Genomic DNA, 16,378 nt, shown 5'->3' on the forward strand with positions numbered 1-16,378 from the left:
GTATGCAGTTCACATCTATCGTTTTATCGATATTCCGAAACCTTGCCGGCCCCTTGCGGGGTGGGCGAGGTTTCTTTGTTTGTTTGGGCCTGTTGCTGGCTGCTCTGAACGGTCGGGCGCAGTCGGGTGGGGCGTTACCCATTCCGTTTTTCGATGACTTTTCGACCATTGCTGTGGGTGGCCAACCCGACCCGCGCCTGTGGGTGCCGGGTAGTGGGGTGTACATCAACAACACCATGCCGATCAATCAGCCGTCGGTCAACGTGGCTACGTTTGATGGGCTCCGGGCCAATGGACAACCCTACGAGCTGAGCAATGTGTTGGCGCAGGGGTACACCGATACGCTTACGTCGCAACCCATCAACCTGGCCGGCCTGGCCCCCCGCGATTCGGTGTATCTGAGTTTTTTCTGGCAGGTTCAGGGCCTGGGCGATTTGCCCGACCTGGGGGGTGGTGCTACCGTGCCCGGCGATTCGCTCAAGCTGGAGTTCCTCAACGCAAACCGGGTCTGGGAAACGGTCTGGTTTCGGGTAGGAGGGCGGCCAAACCTGAACTTCCCGCAGGCATTTGTGGCCATTCGCGAGGCCCGTTTCCTGCACGGAGCCTTTCAGTTCCGGTTCCGTGCATTCGGGCGGCAGTCGGGGCCGTACGATAGCTGGAGTATCGACTACCTGTTTCTGAACAAAGGGCGTTCGAGCACCGACCGGTTTATCAAAGACATCACCACCCGGCAGGCTATTGGCCCCTCGTTTCTGAAACGGTACACCGCCATGCCGCTGAGTCAGTATCTGGTGAACCCGGCCGCCGAAACCGCCGACTCGATCAGTACCGACATTACCAATCAGTTCAATCTGTTCAACTTTACGTCGTTTCGCTTTACAAACACCGATTTGCTGACAGGCCGGGTAGTACAGACGTTTCAGCAGGCGTCGCCCGATTTGGTGCCCTCGCTGGCGTCGCAGCGGAAGTCGGTTCGGCTGACGCCCCTAACCGGGGCCGAGAGTGCCAAACGGGTGGTGCTTCGGCACAAGTTTGATTTTCTGACTACCGACGATCAGAACCCCTCCATCCCGACGGTTAACCTCCGGCGGAATGATACCATTTCGGCGGTCACGGTGCTGGACAATTATTACGCCTACGACGACGGTACCGCCGAATACGCTGTGCAGATTGGGCGACTCGAACGGGTGGCCGTTCGGTTTGTGCTGAACAAACCCGATGTAATGACCGGCGTATTGGCGTCAATGGTACCTTTCGGGATCGATCAGACGAATCAGCGGTTCATTGTCACCGTGTACGAAAACAGCAACGGCCGACCGGGCCGCGAGCTGAAAACGCAGGGCTTTGCCATTCAGAATGCCCCCAGCCGCAACGGGTTTGTGGCATTCAACTTTGACCGGGGTGTGCCGGTCAGAGATACAATTTACGTAGGCTGGCAGCAGATTAGCAGCGAAAGTAATGCCCTGGTTCGGATGGGTATTGATAAAAACAGCCCGTTTGGTAACCAGATTTTTTACCGCAATTCGCCCGGTGCGCAATGGGAAGGCAACCTTGCCGGCTCGTCGGGGCGGGGTATTCAGGGCGCTCTGATGCTGCGGGCTGTGGTGGGTGGTGAGCTGACCCCCGTGGTGACCGGTACCCCCGAGGACGAAAATCAGCCCGCACTTCAGGTCTATCCGAACCCAACTACAGGCCTTGTTCGTTGGGATAATGAGCGAATCGACCGGATTGAGGTGCTCGACCTGAATGGCCGTTTGGTGCAGGATATTGTACCAGCACGCGGGCAGAAATCGGCCCAGTTGCGTAACTTGCCCACGGGGCTGTACCTGTTCCGCCTGTCGGACGGACAACGGACAGACGTGCAGCGGGTGGTAGTGACTCAATAAAAACACCCCGTTTGACCCGGCCGACGATCTAAATCTAAATAGCCCAACTTAAACCAATACCATTATGGATATTACCGTACAGGAGTTGAAGGAGCGACTCGAAAACGGCGAAAAGCTGAACCTCTTCGACGTTCGGGAGCCTAACGAGTACGAGCAGGACAACATCGGTGCAACGCTTATCCCGCTGGGTGAACTGCCCTTCCGGATGGACGAACTCGACGGGTTGCAGGATGAAGAAGTGATTGTACATTGCCGTTCGGGTGCCCGGAGTGCACGGGCGCAGCAACTGCTCGAAGAAAACGGCTTTACCAATGTCCGCAACCTGGTTGGGGGCATATTGGAATACCGCAAATAGACGTTCGGGCCAATCAAACCCACCCGCACGCGGATGATGGTAGGACTCACGCAGGTCCTGCAATCATCCGCGTTTTGGTTTACTTTTGGGTATCTATTTCCACGTAAATGGTCAAAAAAATAGGAATCATTGTGCTTGCAGTCTTGGTAGGGCTGGCAATCTGGCAACGCGAACTGGTCAGCTACGGCTGGATGCAGGCTCGGGGACAGGTCCGAATTATCGCTAATACAGAACCGGTTGAGACGGTGTTGGCCAACCCCGCTGTACCCGACTCGGTGAAGCGAAAAATAGAACTTATACAAGAAATCAAGCGTTTTGCATTCGACTCGGTTGGGCTGAATCCGTCGGAAAGTTATTCGACGTATTACGATCAGGGTGGGAAGCCAATCCTGTGGGTTATTACGGCAGCTCCGCCGTACGAGTTAAAAGCAAAAGAATGGTCTTTCCCCGTTTTAGGCACTTTTTCATATAAAGGGTTCTTTGAAAAGGAGCGTGCTGATTCGGCCGTTGCCCAACTGAAGCGAAGCGGGTATGACACCCGGTTAGGGGAAGTTTCGGCCTGGTCGACGTTAGGATTTTTGAAAGATCCGATCTTGTCGAGCATGACCGAGCGGGATCCCGGAAGCCTGGCTGAGTTGATTATTCATGAGCTCACACACGGCACGTTGTTTGTAAAGAATAGTTTGGAGTACAACGAAAATTTAGCCGATTTTGTGGGCGAGTACGGAGCGCTACGGTTTCTGGCGCAGCATTACGGATCGGACAGCCGGGAGTACACGGAGTATCTGGCGTCAAAAGCGTTCTCCGACCGGTACGATGAACACGTGCTGCGGGGGGCCAGAAAATTGGATAGTTTGTACCGGTCGTTTAAACCTGCTATGCCGATAGAGGTCAAAGAAGAACGGAAGTGGGCGATGATCGGTGAGATTGTTCAATCGGTTGACACCCTAAGTGGGCAACCGCTTAGGAAAAAGCGGAGATGGAGCAAACTAAACCTACCCAACAATGCGTATTTTGTTGGATACCTTACGTATCGAAAACAACAAAACCAGTTCCGGCAGGAATTTAAGGGGCGGTTTGGCGGTAACTTTGGGCGTTATCTGACCTATTTAAAACAAACCTATCCGTCGCTCTAAAACGTTTAGCGTTTACAGGTTACAGATTTCAGCGGTAGGCTGAATACACTGTAAACCGGCAGACAGAAAACTGAAGACTATGAAAAAGGTATTGGCAGGGATAAGTTTGGCCGCTGTTGTCGCGTTTGGGTTTGTAAACGCGTACGATGGTAATCTGAACACCTACCGGCGTGTGGTCAACAACAGCTTTGGGCCGGGCGAACATATTGAATACCGGGTTCATTATGGCTTTGTCAACGCGGCCGAAGCCGTGGTGGACGTGGCTCCTGGGCTATACAAAGTAAATGATCGGGCCTGCTACAAAGTGGATGTAAAAGGCCGTACCATCGGCGCTTTTGACCTGGTGACGCGGGTGCGTGATACCTGGCGCTCGTACATCGACACGGCCGCTATTTTGCCGCAGCGTTTTTATAGCAACATTCAGGAAAACCGGTATCGGAAAGAAGAAAACGTTACGTTCAACCACTTTTCCAATACCGTGAAGGCTGAGGAACGGACTGAGCGGGATGTCTTTAAAGTGCCTGATAATGTGCACGATGTGGTAAGTAGCTACTATTTTCTGCGCACGATCGACTTCAACCGAATGCCGGTCGGTCAGATTGTCGAAGTGCCCGCCTTTTACGACGAAACCGTGTACAACTTCAAAGTCCGGTATCGGGGCAAAGAGACGATCAAGACCAAGTTCGGTAAGATTAATGTCATTCGGCTGAACCCGGTAATGCCGGCCAACGGCTTTTTTAAAGACGAGGAGTCAATCAAAATTTGGGTTTCGGACGATGCCAACAAGGTGCCTATGAAAGTAGAGGTTGAGCTGGCAATTGGCTCCCTCGATATGGATATCAAGCGATTCGACGGCCTGAAGCAGCCCCCCAGATTTCACTAATCGCTCCAGGTTTGGCTCGGTAAACCCGCTGAAACCACTTTTTTAGCCTTAGGATGCTCCGAGATAGTAGCGGTAGTCGACTCCAGCGGAGTGCTAAATAGGTGGAGGGAGTTGCACCAAACTTCTGATAAAAACGCGCTATTGACTCCTTTTCGGGGCTCTCAAAATCAAATTCATACGACATACGCCCGGACATTTCGTGTATCCATTGATCGATCAGGAGGGTCCGGGCGTGGTGTTTTCGGCCCACCCGCGAAGCCGCATTGAACAAGTACACCGCCCGGTTGTCAGTATGCGCAAACAAGACGCCCGCTTCGGGCTTTCCGTCACGTAATGCGTAGCGAATGGTAACCAGTCCTCGTTTCTGAAGTCCCTGTACGACATTTTTGAGACCATCGTACGCCCAGTCACCTACGCCACCTGGAATGGTAGCCGCATGATTCGTTTTAAATAACTCCAGCAAAGGCGTCAGTTCGGTTGATGCCTCTACAGCCCATCCGGCGGCTTTCGCCTGGCGCAGGTGTCGGCGCGTGTCGGGTGCGTATTTTGTATATAGATCAGGGTAAGGGCGTTGCAGGGGCAAGAGGTGCGTGTGACATTGGCGAACCTGAAAAGGCTTCTGAGTAAAGCACGACCCCATTACGGGAAGTTGCAGATGCAGGATGGAACCGTAACGGTATTCGGCGAGCAGTACCTTAGCAAACTGATCGATAATGGTAGGTGTTTGCTGTTGCCCATAAATACCCAAAAACTGGCAGAAAAGGGGCTGGTGTACCACCCAGAATCCGTATTTCCGACGGAGCGGAACAGGCATTACGGCCTTATAAGCACCCAATTCGGTTCGCAAAATGAGACCTTCCCATTTCCAGCCCGGCAAGCCTGTAACGGCATCAAGATACCAGCTGTACCCATAAAAGGAACCCGAAGCTGAGCGATCTACGCAATGGTTCCAGTGCGTATCGTCTATCTCCGCTCTGCAGGTACGAACAATATTGGCTGTGTGTTTCAACGGTTTGCCCTTTCGCGTACGTAAGCACGGGCGCTGTATTTTCTCACCAGAATGGCCGTAAGGAGCAAAGATGCAGGGGCAGGATGAGGCTCCGTTTACTTGAAATAGCCTCTCAGTTTAGTGACCGCGTCGCGGGTTTCGGGCTTTTCGGTCATCAGATCGTTGATGGTCTGAATGGCGTGAATCACCGTGCTGTGGTCACGGCCACCAAAATGATACCCAATTGACTTGAGTGAGAGATCGGTCTTCTCTTTGGCGATGTACATGGCCACCTGCCGGGGATACACCAGTTCACGCTTGCGGCTCTTGGCTTTCAGGTCGGCGACGGTCACGTTGAAAAACTCGGCCACCATTTCCTGCACCGTATCGATGGTCACCTCCTTATCGGAGTCGACCACAATATTGCGCAGGGTTTGCTTAGCCAGATCGAGATCGATCTCCCGGCGTGTGAGCGAAGCCTGCGCCATCAACGACACGATAACCCCTTCCAGCTCGCGCACGTTGGTGTTGATGCTGTGGGCCAGATACTCAATTACGTTGTCGTCAATGTAAACCCCTTCGGCCTGTAGCTTCTTCTGCATAATGGCAATCCGGGTTTCCAGGTCGGGCGTCTGCAGATCGGCGGTGAGGCCCCATTTGAAGCGCGACAACAGACGGTCTTCGAGGCCGTCGAGGTTCCGGGGCGCCCGGTCGGAAGTCAGAATGATCTGCTTCCCCGACTGGTGCAGGTGGTTGAAGATATGGAAGAAGATCTCCTGCGTTTTCTCTTTTTTCTGGAGAAACTGCACGTCATCAATCACCAGCACGTCTACCTGCATGTAAAACTGCGTAAAATCGCGCAGGGTGTCGGTTTTGATCGCGTTGAGGAACTGATTGGTAAACTTCTCCGAGGTAACATACAGGACAAATTTATCCCCATAGTTATTCTTGATATAGTTGCCAATAGCCTGCACAAGGTGCGTTTTGCCTAAGCCCACCCCGCCGTAAATCATCAGCGGGTTGAAGGCCGTTACCCCCGGCCGTTGGGCCACCGCAAACCCTGCCGAACGGGCCAGTCGGTTACAGTCGCCCTCCACGTAATTGTCAAACGCGTAGGTCGGGTTCAGGTACGAATCCAGATCCATCGAGTCCAGATTCTTCAGCTGAAAGGGGCTCCGCAGAATGTCGGGGTTGACGTTGTCGGGTTTGGCATTTTGGGGCGACTTGGTGGTGGGCATCTGCACCGCAAGGGGGCGGTTGCGTTCGTTGCCCTGATCCACAATTATACTGTACTCCAGCTGCCCGTCGCGGCCGATGCTTGCATCCAGGGCCCGGCGCAGGGCGTGTACAAAGTTTTCTTCCAGCCATTCGTAGAAAAACTGGCTGGGTACCTGAATCGTCAGAACGTTACCTTGCAAACGAAGCGGAATAATTGGCTCAAACCAGGTATTAAAACTTTGCTCAGGTACAATCTCGCGGATTACCTGTAGGCATCGGTTCCATACCATCGTCACTTCGCGCTGCATTCCTGTCTGTATGGCTACGTTCACGGGTAAACTTTGACTTATTCGGTGGGTGTTTCCTAAAAAGGGAGACAAAAGTAGTAAAAAACCGATTGGCCCGGTGCCCGTGATGGCTTTCTGATGACGAAAATACGGCGATTCTCGGTCGCTTGTCAATCTTATTTTGAAAGACCTTGAAATAGTACAAATACAGGACAGACTTTCGAGTAGCCGGTCAGTTTTGGTGACCCAAATCCGATCTGCTACTTTTACAGACAAACAAACTACGTCTGGTATGAACCCACCAAGCAGCGCGCTTTTTTCGGGTAGTTCACAAGCCGACTGGATCGCACAGGTTGGCAAAGACCTTAAAGATCCGAATGCCTACGAAACGCTTCGGTGGCGTATCGAAACGTCGGTATCGGCCGAGGGAATTGTCGTTGAACCGTTCTACACCCGCGACGGACTCAGCGATGTGCCACAACAAACCATACAGGCCGCACAGAAACCTGAGCCGGGTTGGCTCAACACCCCGGTGTTTCACTTGACCGGCGATGCGAAAGCCGACAATAAAGCCATCATTGAGCAACTGAGTAGTGGAGCCGATGCGCTTATTCTGGCATCGAGCCGGGCCGAGGACGTGGCTAAAGCAGACCCAAGCCAATTGAGCCGATTGCTGAACGGAATCAAACTGAGCGAAACGCCCTTGTTTTTTAGGACGGCGTTACCCGCGGCCGATTTGCTAAAGGCGTTGCAACAGGTAGCGCCATATCAGCTAAAAGGTGGTCTCCTGAGTCATCTTGATTCAGGCACGGCGGAGGCCACCCGGCTATCGGCCGATTCGCCCCAGTTTCGAACGGTATGTGTGTCCGGTCTCGATTTTCATACTGCCGGGGCCACGGCCACGCAGGAACTGGCGTTTCTGCTGGCCCGTTTGGTCGACACCTACGACACGCTGACCGAGCAGGGCCTGACACCAGCGCAACTCGGCCCGAAAACAATACTGTCTGTAGCCGTGGGCACCAGTTACTTTCTGGAAATTGCCAAACTACGGGCGCTGCGAGTGCTTTGGGCGCGCGTTGGGGCGGCATATGGCATTTCGGTTCCGGCGTTTGTTCACGCGCAGACGTCCGCATTTTACGAATCAACGGCAACGCCCTACACCAACCTGCTCCGGGCAACTACCGAAGCCATGTCGGCTACAGTGGGCGGTTGCGATTTGCTCACGGTGCGCCCTTACAATGCACTGACCCATTCTTCCGACGTATTTGGGGGGCGAATTGCGCGTAATGTGTCGTTGCTACTGACCGAAGAAAGCTATTTCAATCGTGTAGCCGACCCGTCGGCCGGGAGTTATTACATCGAAAAAATTACACACCAACTGACCGAGGCCGCCTGGCAGTTGTTTCTGGACGTGGAAGCCAAAGGTGGGCTTGCCAAAGCGGCTGATTGGGTAAAGGCCGAAATTGAGGCAGCATACAACGCCCGTGTCGAAGCCGTAGCGCAGGGTAAGGTGCTGGTAGGCGTCAACAAGTTCCGGTTCGATGAGGGTGTTCAGGCCGATAAACCGGTTGTTGCTCAACCTTCGGGAGAAGGCCTGCCGGTCCGCCGATTGGCTGAATCGTTTGAGTAGGCAGTCTCGACCATACTATCATAAAACGCCGAACGGGGAGCAGAGCTCCCCGTTCGGCGTTTTGGGTAATCGATGAGTTAAACGAGGAAAGAGAAATTTCGGGTTCAGGAAAGCGCGTCCGGCATTAGCGAACGGCTACAGTTTCAGCCCAACCGACAGATAGCCCGTGCGGCCATCGGCTGGCAGCAAACCCGGACCGGGATAGCCACCCGCCCGGCGGGTAAAGTAGCGCTCATCGGTGAGGTTGTTGACACCCGCCCGGATGATGTAGCGTTTTTTCAGATTGAGCGATGCCGACAGGTCGAACACCCGGTAGGCAGGGATCAGGCCGGTTTGGGCGTTGGCCGACGCCTTCTCGGTATTGTTGGCGTCGCTGTATGCTTTGCCTACGCGGTTCATTAGGGCTGTGAGTGTGAAGCCCCGGTATGAGTAGTTGACACCGAAACGACCGATAAATTCGGGCGCATTTTCAACAAAGCGGTCGCGGAGGTTGGTTTCGTTCACCTGTCCGTTGGTTACGCTCGTCGTGCGGAGGTTACGGTAGCGGGCATCCGTGAAGCCAAGCGAGGTAAACAGGCTCAGGTAGCCCACCGCCGACCGGCCCGCCAGAGCTACAATCGGGTCAAACTCCAAGTAGGCTTCCACTCCCCGGCTCACGCTCCGGCCAATGTTGGTGCGGTACTGATACGTACGACCGGCTTCGTTCACGAGCGACAGGGTACCAATCCGGTCGTTGTAATTCACGAAGTAATAGCTCACGTCGAAGTTGAGGTAGTTGCGGAACTTACCCCGCACCCCGGCATCAACCGAGTAGCCACGGGCGTCGCGCAGGTTAGGGTCAACCACAAAATCAGTTACGGCGGCTGGCGTCAGGTCGGAGAACAGGACCGGGCGGTAGGCCTGCGACGCGTTGGCGTACAGGCTGATATCCTGAGCCAGTTTGAATTCGGTGCCGATGCCAGCCAGTAAGAACTGACGCGAACTCTGCTGAGCAACCCGATTTTCGGAGCCGTTGGCTGCAAAGCTCAACCGGCCGCTGATGTCGTTCTGGAGCGATTCGAGCCGCAGACCGGGCGTAACCGTCCAGCGCTTGTTCAGGCGGAACATCGATTCGGCAAAGGCCGCCACGTTGGTCACACGCAGGCTCAAATCGCGCGGAAACAGTTCGGTTTGCAGGTCGAGGTTAAAATCGCTACCCCGGTCGCCCCGACCCTGCTGTGTACGGTGGGTGTGCCCGTTGAAGTATTTCACGCCCGTAGCCAGTGCATGTTGCTGACCGAGCCAGTTGTACCGGCTCACAAGGCGTACCTCGCCACCCCAGTTTTTGTATAGGTCGCGGTCGATTTGGCGGTTAGCCTGTTGGCCTGTTGCGTCAGGAGCGTCGGTCGTGGTTATGGCCGATGTAAAGCCGATGCTATTGCGTTCTCCAATCAGTCCGTGCAACGTTGCGGTCAGTCGGGTATTGTCGCTGAAGGCGTATTCGGCCTTGAGGGTCGGTACGGTCCAGGGCGTGCTAAACCAGTTGCGGGCGCGGCTGCTTTGGCGGGCATCCTGCGCAAACTGAGCGTCGGTAAGGCCGCCGGGTTGCTGGCTTTCATTATACAGTTGCGATACCTCAAAACCCAGCCGGAGCTTGTTCGTCACGGCGTACGAAATAGACGCGAACCCGTTGAAAATGCCGTAGCGGCTGTTCTGCCGCCATCCATCGGCCCGCCGGTAATGGACATAGGCATTGTATTGCAACCGGCCTGAGGTACCACTCACCCGGTTGTATGTCGAAAACATACCGTAGCTTCCCACACTTTGCTGGGTTTCAAAGCTGAAGGGTTTATCCTGCGCGGCTGGCTTAAGTACGTAGTTGAGCAAGCCACCAAACTGCGGCCCATACTGCAACGATGCTCCACCCCGCACCAGTTCGATACGCTCCACGGCTTCCATCGGTGGGTTGTAATACGCTTCGGGGTAGCCAAACGGATCGGAGCTAATGTCGACCCCGTTCTGACGCACGTTGAATTCCCATGAGCGGTTCGGGCTGAGTCCACGCACCGATACGCCCACCTGCATACCTGATCCGTCGCTTTCCCAGACCATCACGCCCGGTGTTTTGCTGAATACCTGCCGACTGTTGTTGGTCACGAGGTTGGCATCCAGGGCGGCCAGGTTAATCACTTCTGATTTTTTACCGGCATAAATCGCCGTTGTGCTTATTTCGGGGAGGGTTTCGCGCTCACGCAGTCCCTTTGCTGCCCGAATCCGAACCTCGGCTAATTGCAGAATGCTTTCCTGAACGGTCAGGGTCAGGGTCGTTGTTTCAGACCGGCGAACCTCCACTTTCTGCTCCAGCGGCTGAATACCCACGCCCGAAGCAACTAACGTGTATGTGCCGGTTGGCAGGCTACGAAAATCGAAATTGCCATTGGCGTCGGTGCTGAGTGCCCGGACGGTACCTTTCAGTTGGATGGTCAGACCGGCGGCTGGTTCGCCGTTTTGGTCACGAATCTGGCCCTGAAGCCCTCCGGTTGTTACAGGGCCTTCGTTGTCGTCGGCAAAAACGGTCGGGGTGCCCGAGGACTTAGCCAGTGCCGTTGGCGCTGTGTATGAGATGAACGGTAAAAGAAAACTATATAGGAGTGCTGTCTGACGGAGTTGCATTTCTTTAGACTCATTTTAAACAATGCAAAAGTATAAGGTCAAACGCTTTCCCACAACAGTTGTTTAGAAATAATCTGAATAAGGATAGGTGGGCCGTTGATTGGTTACAGTCGGTAGAACGCAAAAATACGGGTGGGGAAAGAGGAGCTTCGGGCCGATTCCCGATATTCGTGCCGCAACCGTAATTCATCAACTCATCTATGCGATTTCTTTATCGGCCCTATCTTTTTGTCCTTCTTGCCTTTGGGGTGGCTTGTCAGCGGCCATCCGCTTCCTCATCGGCCTATTTTCCGGAAAAGGATAATGCCTGGGCAACCCGCAAGCCCGAACAGGTTGGCATGGATGCGGCCAGGTTAGCCGAGGCTGTTTCCTGGGCCAAGACACAGGAAACCACACAGATGGCACCCGACTTCTCAACGCAGGAAGAAATTTTCGGAAAGCTGCTTGGCCCCATGCCCACAAGCCGTGCAGCCACGAATGGTATTGTGCTCCGGCACGGCTACATTGTGGCCGAATGGGGCGATACCCGCCGGGCTGACCCTACGTATAGCGTGGCCAAAAGTGTGCTCTCTACGATATTGGGCATCACACTCGACCGGAAGTTAATTGGGCGTATCGACGAACCCGTGCGCCAACGGATTGGGGATGGCGGCTACGAGTCCGCTCAGAATAGTCAGGTTACGTGGGAGCACCATGTTCGGCAGACAAGTGAGTGGGAAGGAGAGCTGTGGGGCAAAAATTCCGATTTTGTTGGTAAAGAGGCATTTGGAAAAGGCGAGCGAAAGCCCCGTACCCTGCAAAAGCCCGGTACATTTTATGAGTACAACGATGTGCGGATCAATCGATTTGCGCTTTCATTGCTACGGATCTGGAAGAAACCGATCCCCGAAGTTTTCCGCGACGAAATCATGAACCCGATTGGAGCATCGGATACCTGGCAGTATATTCCGTACCCGAATGCCGTGGCTACCGTCGAGGGGCGGGCAATGCCGTCGGTAAGTGGCGGCACCCGGTGGGGGGGCGGTCTTTGGATCAATACCCGCGACGAGGCTCGTTTTGGTTATCTGATGCTTCGGCAGGGGCGCTGGAACGACCGACAGATTGTGTCTGCCGATTGGGTGAAACAGGCCACGACGCGCGGCCCCGTCGGACCCGATTACGGGTATCTGTGGTGGCTCAATACCGAACAAAAAGCGTGGCCCGACGCTCCCGCTACGAGCTACGCGGCACTGGGAGCCGGGCAGAATACCATCTGGGTCGATCCGGAGCATGATTTAGTGGTTGTGTGGCGTTGGCACAATGGGTCGCCTAATGAGCTGATCAAGCGGGTGCTGGCGGCCGTAAAGGAGAAGTAGTTTTCAACGTACGAAACGTATTTTTTGTACCATGCGTCCCGATTTTACATCTATACAATCACCGGTTTCAATGTCCGAAACGACTCAATCGGCCGTTTCGCGAACCGTACCGGTAACCACAGCTGAAGGAATCAAGCTCAAACCCCGGTTCACGGTGGCTGACCTCGCCCCGGCCGATCACCTGGAGTACGTAGCTGGCATTCCACCTTTTCTGCGTGGACCATACAGTAGCATGTATGTGAGACAACCCTGGACTGTGCGGCAATATGCGGGTTTTTCAACGGCAGAGGCTTCCAATGCATTCTACCGGCGAAACCTCGCAGCTGGGCAGAAAGGATTGTCGGTAGCATTTGACCTGGCTACACACCGAGGGTATGACTCTGATCACCCACGCGTGGTGGGCGACGTTGGTAAAGCGGGCGTAGCCATCGATACGGTCGAGGATATGAAGATTCTGTTCGATCAGATTCCGCTCGATCAGATGTCGGTGTCGATGACAATGAACGGGGCCGTAATTCCGGTGATGGCGTTTTACATCGTGGCTGCCGAGGAACAGGGCGTGTCGCCCGATAAGCTGTCGGGTACCATTCAGAACGACATTCTGAAAGAGTTCATGGTGCGTAACACCTACATCTACCCGCCCGAGCCATCGATGCGGATTGTGGGTGATATTTTCGCCTTTACGAGCCGGTTCATGCCCCGGTTCAACTCGATCAGCATCAGCGGATACCACATGCACGAGGCTGGTGCTCCTGCCCATATCGAACTGGCGTACACGCTTGCCGATGGTCTGGAGTATATCCGAACGGGCTTGGCTGCGGGCATGGGTATCGACGATTTTGCGCCCCGGCTGTCGTTTTTCTGGGGTATTGGCATGAATCATTTCATGGAAATTGCCAAGATGCGGGCGGCCCGGTTGCTGTGGGCCCGGATTGTGCAATCATTTGATCCGAAGAATAAAAAGTCGCTGGCATTGCGGACTCACTGCCAAACGTCGGGCTACAGCCTGACCGAGCAAGACCCGTTCAACAACGTGGCCCGGACAACTATCGAAGCGTTGGCCGCAGCCTTCGGTGGAACCCAGAGTCTGCATACCAACTCGCTCGATGAGGCCATTGCCCTTCCCACCGATTTTTCGGCCCGGATTGCCCGCAACACGCAACTTTACCTACAGCACGAAACCGACATAACCCGCGCCGTTGACCCCTGGGGCGGTTCGTATTATGTGGAAACGCTCACGCATGAGCTTGTGCAAAAAGCCTGGGCTCTTATTGAGGAAGTTGAACAGCTGGGGGGGATGACCAAAGCCATTGAAACCGGTCTGCCCAAGTTACGAATCGAAGAGGCTGCGGCTCGGAAGCAGGCCCGCATCGACGGCGGCAAAGATGTGATTGTGGGTGTAAACCGGTACCAAACTAAATCGGAGACGGAGATTGAACTGCTCGAAGTGGATAATCAGGCAGTTCGGGAGAGTCAGATTGCCCGACTCAAACAGGTCAAAGCCACGCGGAATGAGCAGATGGTAAACGAAGCGTTGGACCGGTTGTATGAAGGCGCGAAGAACCCCACCCAGGGGGGCTCAATGACGTCTAATCTACTGGCATTAGCGGTTGAGGCTGCCCGGTATCGGGCTACGCTGGGCGAAATTTCAGATGCAATGGAGAAAGCATTTGGTCGGCACAAAGCCACGATCCGGGCGGTGTCGGGGGTGTACTCTGCCGAGGTGTCGGATGACGAAAACTTTGCGGCTGCCCGCCAAATGGCCAACCAGTTCGCCGAACTCGATGGTCGACGGCCCCGCATCCTGATTGCCAAAATGGGGCAGGATGGGCACGACCGGGGGGCCAAAGTGATTGCCACGAGCTTTGCTGATTTAGGGTTCGATGTCGACATGGGACCCTTGTTCCAGACGCCAGCGGAAGTAGCCCGGCAAGCCGCCGAAAATGATGTTCATATTGTGGGCGTGTCGAGCCTGGCAGCCGGACACAAAACGCTGGTTCCTCAGCTTATCGATGAACTGCGGACCATTGGCCGTTCGGATATTCTGGTGATTGCCGGAGGGGTTATTCCACCGGCCGATTACCAATACCTGTACGATGCCGGTGTGAAGGGCGTGTTTGGGCCGGGTACGATTATATCCGTGGCAGCCCAGAAAATTCTGGAAGAACTGATGGCCGAAACGCACTAAAAAAAGGCCCTGTTCAAGCGAACAGGGCCTTTTTTTACTACCTACCTAATTGAGAACTTGCTTACGGGTTAGTAGGCAACAGCAACCGGTCGATCACATGGATAACCCCGTTTGAGGCTACCTGATCGGGCGTTACGATATTGGCGGCATTGTTGCCATTACCTTTACCCAGGATGGTCACCTTACCATTGTTAACATTGAAACGGACCGTAGCTCCGTTGGCGGTAGCTACATCAGCACCGTTCTGGAACGTCTGCGAGAAAGCGCGATAGTTCAGAACGTGGTACGACAGAATGTCGGCCAGACGTTTTGGATCTGCAGCCCGGATAGCGGCCTCATCGGCAAAACCAGCGGCCTTAAACGCATCGTTGGTTGGTGCGAAGATGGTCACACCGTTTTGCGAATCACCCGACAGGATCGTCTGGATCGAAGTTCCTGCGCGCTCAGCGGCTACAGCCAGGAACGACAGGTTAGCGTTTGCTTTGGCTACATCGGTAGCGTTAGCCGTAGGTGGCATCAATACACGATTGATAATGTGCACCACGCTGCTTACCGTTGGGTTGTTACCCTGTGTAATCTTGGCAGAGTTGACACTAATGTCCGAAGCACTCGCCTTATAAACCGTGAGTCGGGCGTTGGCCAATGCCGTCTGGTACGATGTGTTAACGGCCGTCGGAAAAGCGGGGAGGTCAATAACAGAGCCGACAATGTGGTACCGGAGAATCCGTTGCAGATCGGCTACGGGGGCTGCGCTTACAGCGGCCTCACTGGCATACCCTGCGGCCCGGAACGCTTCGTCGGACGGCGCGAACAACGTAATACCACCTTTGTTGACCTCATCAGTCAAGCCAGCGCGGGCAATAGCAGCTTCCAGGAAGTTCAGATTAGCCTGTTGACTTACATACGTAGCTGTTGGGAACACGGTACCTGGTGTAGTGCTTGTACCCGTACCTGGCGTGGTGCTTGTGCCCGTCCCCGGCGTAGTGGTTGTACCTGTGCCCGGGGTAGTAGTTGTACCTGTTCCAGGGGTTGTTACGGTACCGGAACCCGGACCCGTGGTGCCCGTTGTTGGGGCGGGGTCTACAACCTGATTGCTACAGCTGTACAAGAATGGAGCTGTGCTGAGTAAAGCGGCCGCTAAGGCTTGGCGAACCAGGCGACCAGAAAGTTTAACATTCATACGTTGAGAGGTTTTGTTATATAGTTTACTCCAATACGCCCGATGTTGCCGGGCGGACTGTTAATGCTCCAACGCTCCAGAAAAATAGATTGTTGTATTGTTTTAGTAACCTTATGGCGGGTGTATTACATTAGTAGGGTTTTTTGTTGATGGGTATTTTATGTGGATTTTAGTTTATTTGTGATATGTAAAATATTGATATTGAGGTATTTAATTTTGTATCTTATTCTGGTATATTTTTAATAAAATAGAGGGCTGACATAAGAGGATAAGCCCCCGTTGTTACTTCCCATTTTTGAGCGAGTGGCCTACATAGCTAAGATCAAAAAGGGGCTGTTCCCGGGAAAATTATATTTGTACCTGTACTCTCGCGTCAGGTTTTTGGAAGCCCAAATAATAAGCTACGTGAGTTATGGAAAATAGCAGACGCGCGGTTCCCCGCCGGGACCCGTCTGACCACAAACTTAAGAGTCCCCAGTCAGGCTGAGCCCGTCGAATCAGAACGCAGAAGCAGCCCTATGTGTCAGCAACTAACTATCAAACAATCAGTTACGAAAAGCCATTCCGTAATTCACGTTAAGTTGCTGCAACAAAAAAAGCGGAGCCACTCGGTCAAGTGA

The 16,378-nt window shown here is 54.1% G+C and carries 11 protein-coding genes; 7 read left to right on the plus strand and 4 right to left on the minus strand.

Annotated features, from left to right (window positions below; all coding sequences use genetic code 11):
• Positions 1 to 2: 2 nt before the first annotated feature.
• The 4 genes from RUDLU_RS0122915 (at position 3) to RUDLU_RS0122930 (ending at position 4,260) form a co-directional block, all read left to right on the plus strand.
• A complete protein-coding gene (locus RUDLU_RS0122915; protein WP_157580364.1) occupies positions 3 to 1,886 on the plus strand; it encodes a T9SS type A sorting domain-containing protein in 1,884 nt (627 codons plus the stop codon).
• 64 nt (positions 1,887 to 1,950) lie between these two features.
• Positions 1,951 to 2,241, plus strand: coding sequence for a rhodanese-like domain-containing protein (locus RUDLU_RS0122920; protein WP_019990779.1), 291 nt, complete (start codon positions 1,951 to 1,953; stop codon positions 2,239 to 2,241).
• Positions 2,242 to 2,348: 107 nt separating this feature from the next.
• On the plus strand, positions 2,349 to 3,377 hold the full coding sequence (locus tag RUDLU_RS0122925) for an aminopeptidase (protein ID WP_027303318.1): 1,029 nt from the start codon (positions 2,349 to 2,351) through the stop codon (positions 3,375 to 3,377).
• Between the two features lie 79 nt (positions 3,378 to 3,456).
• On the plus strand, positions 3,457 to 4,260 hold the full coding sequence (locus RUDLU_RS0122930; RefSeq protein WP_019990781.1) for a DUF3108 domain-containing protein: 804 nt from the start codon (positions 3,457 to 3,459) through the stop codon (positions 4,258 to 4,260).
• Here the strand turns inward: RUDLU_RS0122930 and RUDLU_RS28010 are convergent.
• Together RUDLU_RS28010 and dnaA are read right to left on the minus strand one after the other, a co-directional pair.
• Positions 4,217 to 5,269 carry a GNAT family N-acetyltransferase gene (locus RUDLU_RS28010; RefSeq protein ID WP_019990782.1) on the minus strand — a complete coding sequence of 351 codons (1,053 nt, stop codon included), beginning with the start codon at positions 5,267 to 5,269 and terminating at the stop codon, positions 4,217 to 4,219. The genes RUDLU_RS0122930 and RUDLU_RS28010 overlap by 44 nt on opposite strands.
• Positions 5,270 to 5,364: 95 nt before the next feature.
• On the minus strand, positions 5,365 to 6,774 hold the full coding sequence (gene dnaA / locus RUDLU_RS0122940) for a chromosomal replication initiator protein DnaA (RefSeq protein ID WP_019990783.1): 1,410 nt from the start codon (positions 6,772 to 6,774) through the stop codon (positions 5,365 to 5,367).
• 271 nt (positions 6,775 to 7,045) lie between these two features.
• Here dnaA and RUDLU_RS0122945 point away from each other — a divergent pair, with 271 nt between their 5' ends.
• Positions 7,046 to 8,383 carry a methylmalonyl-CoA mutase family protein gene (locus tag RUDLU_RS0122945; protein WP_019990784.1) on the plus strand — a complete coding sequence of 446 codons (1,338 nt, stop codon included), beginning with the start codon at positions 7,046 to 7,048 and terminating at the stop codon, positions 8,381 to 8,383.
• Between the two features lie 135 nt (positions 8,384 to 8,518).
• Here RUDLU_RS0122945 and RUDLU_RS0122950 read toward each other — a convergent pair whose 3' ends face one another.
• Entirely contained in the window at positions 8,519 to 11,035 is a 2,517-nt protein-coding gene (locus tag RUDLU_RS0122950; RefSeq protein WP_019990785.1) for a TonB-dependent receptor, read from the minus strand.
• A 200-nt stretch (positions 11,036 to 11,235) separates the two neighbouring features.
• Between RUDLU_RS0122950 and RUDLU_RS0122955 the strand changes: the two genes are divergently transcribed.
• Positions 11,236 to 12,390: a serine hydrolase domain-containing protein gene (locus RUDLU_RS0122955; protein ID WP_019990786.1), complete on the plus strand. Its 1,155-nt coding sequence runs from the start codon at positions 11,236 to 11,238 to the stop codon at positions 12,388 to 12,390.
• A 31-nt stretch (positions 12,391 to 12,421) separates the two neighbouring features.
• Positions 12,422 to 14,578: a methylmalonyl-CoA mutase gene (gene scpA / locus RUDLU_RS0122960; protein WP_027303319.1), complete on the plus strand. Its 2,157-nt coding sequence runs from the start codon at positions 12,422 to 12,424 to the stop codon at positions 14,576 to 14,578.
• 61 nt (positions 14,579 to 14,639) lie between these two features.
• On the opposite strand, the gene RUDLU_RS0122965 is transcribed toward scpA, so the two are convergent.
• Complete coding sequence (locus tag RUDLU_RS0122965; RefSeq protein ID WP_019990788.1) at positions 14,640 to 15,758, minus strand: fasciclin domain-containing protein; 1,119 nt, start codon at positions 15,756 to 15,758, stop codon at positions 14,640 to 14,642.
• Positions 15,759 to 16,378 lie beyond the last annotated feature (620 nt).

Source organism: Rudanella lutea DSM 19387, assembly GCF_000383955.1.
GTDB classification, from domain to species: domain Bacteria; phylum Bacteroidota; class Bacteroidia; order Cytophagales; family Spirosomataceae; genus Rudanella; species Rudanella lutea.

Bases quoted from the DNA above. Each gene is read 5' to 3' on its own strand.
- RUDLU_RS0122915 (WP_157580364.1), top strand. From the start codon at position 3: ATGCAGTTCACATCTATCGTTTTATCGATATTCCGAAACCTTGCCGGC.
- RUDLU_RS0122920 (WP_019990779.1), top strand. From the start codon at position 1,951: ATGGATATTACCGTACAGGAGTTGAAGGAGCGACTCGAAAACGGCGAA.
- RUDLU_RS0122925 (WP_027303318.1), top strand. From the start codon at position 2,349: ATGGTCAAAAAAATAGGAATCATTGTGCTTGCAGTCTTGGTAGGGCTG.
- RUDLU_RS0122930 (WP_019990781.1), top strand. From the start codon at position 3,457: ATGAAAAAGGTATTGGCAGGGATAAGTTTGGCCGCTGTTGTCGCGTTT.
- dnaA (WP_019990783.1), bottom strand. From the start codon at position 6,774: ATGCAGCGCGAAGTGACGATGGTATGGAACCGATGCCTACAGGTAATC.
- RUDLU_RS0122945 (WP_019990784.1), top strand. From the start codon at position 7,046: ATGAACCCACCAAGCAGCGCGCTTTTTTCGGGTAGTTCACAAGCCGAC.
- RUDLU_RS0122950 (WP_019990785.1), bottom strand. From the start codon at position 11,035: ATGCAACTCCGTCAGACAGCACTCCTATATAGTTTTCTTTTACCGTTC.
- RUDLU_RS0122955 (WP_019990786.1), top strand. From the start codon at position 11,236: ATGCGATTTCTTTATCGGCCCTATCTTTTTGTCCTTCTTGCCTTTGGG.
- scpA (WP_027303319.1), top strand. From the start codon at position 12,422: ATGCGTCCCGATTTTACATCTATACAATCACCGGTTTCAATGTCCGAA.
- RUDLU_RS0122965 (WP_019990788.1), bottom strand. From the start codon at position 15,758: ATGAATGTTAAACTTTCTGGTCGCCTGGTTCGCCAAGCCTTAGCGGCC.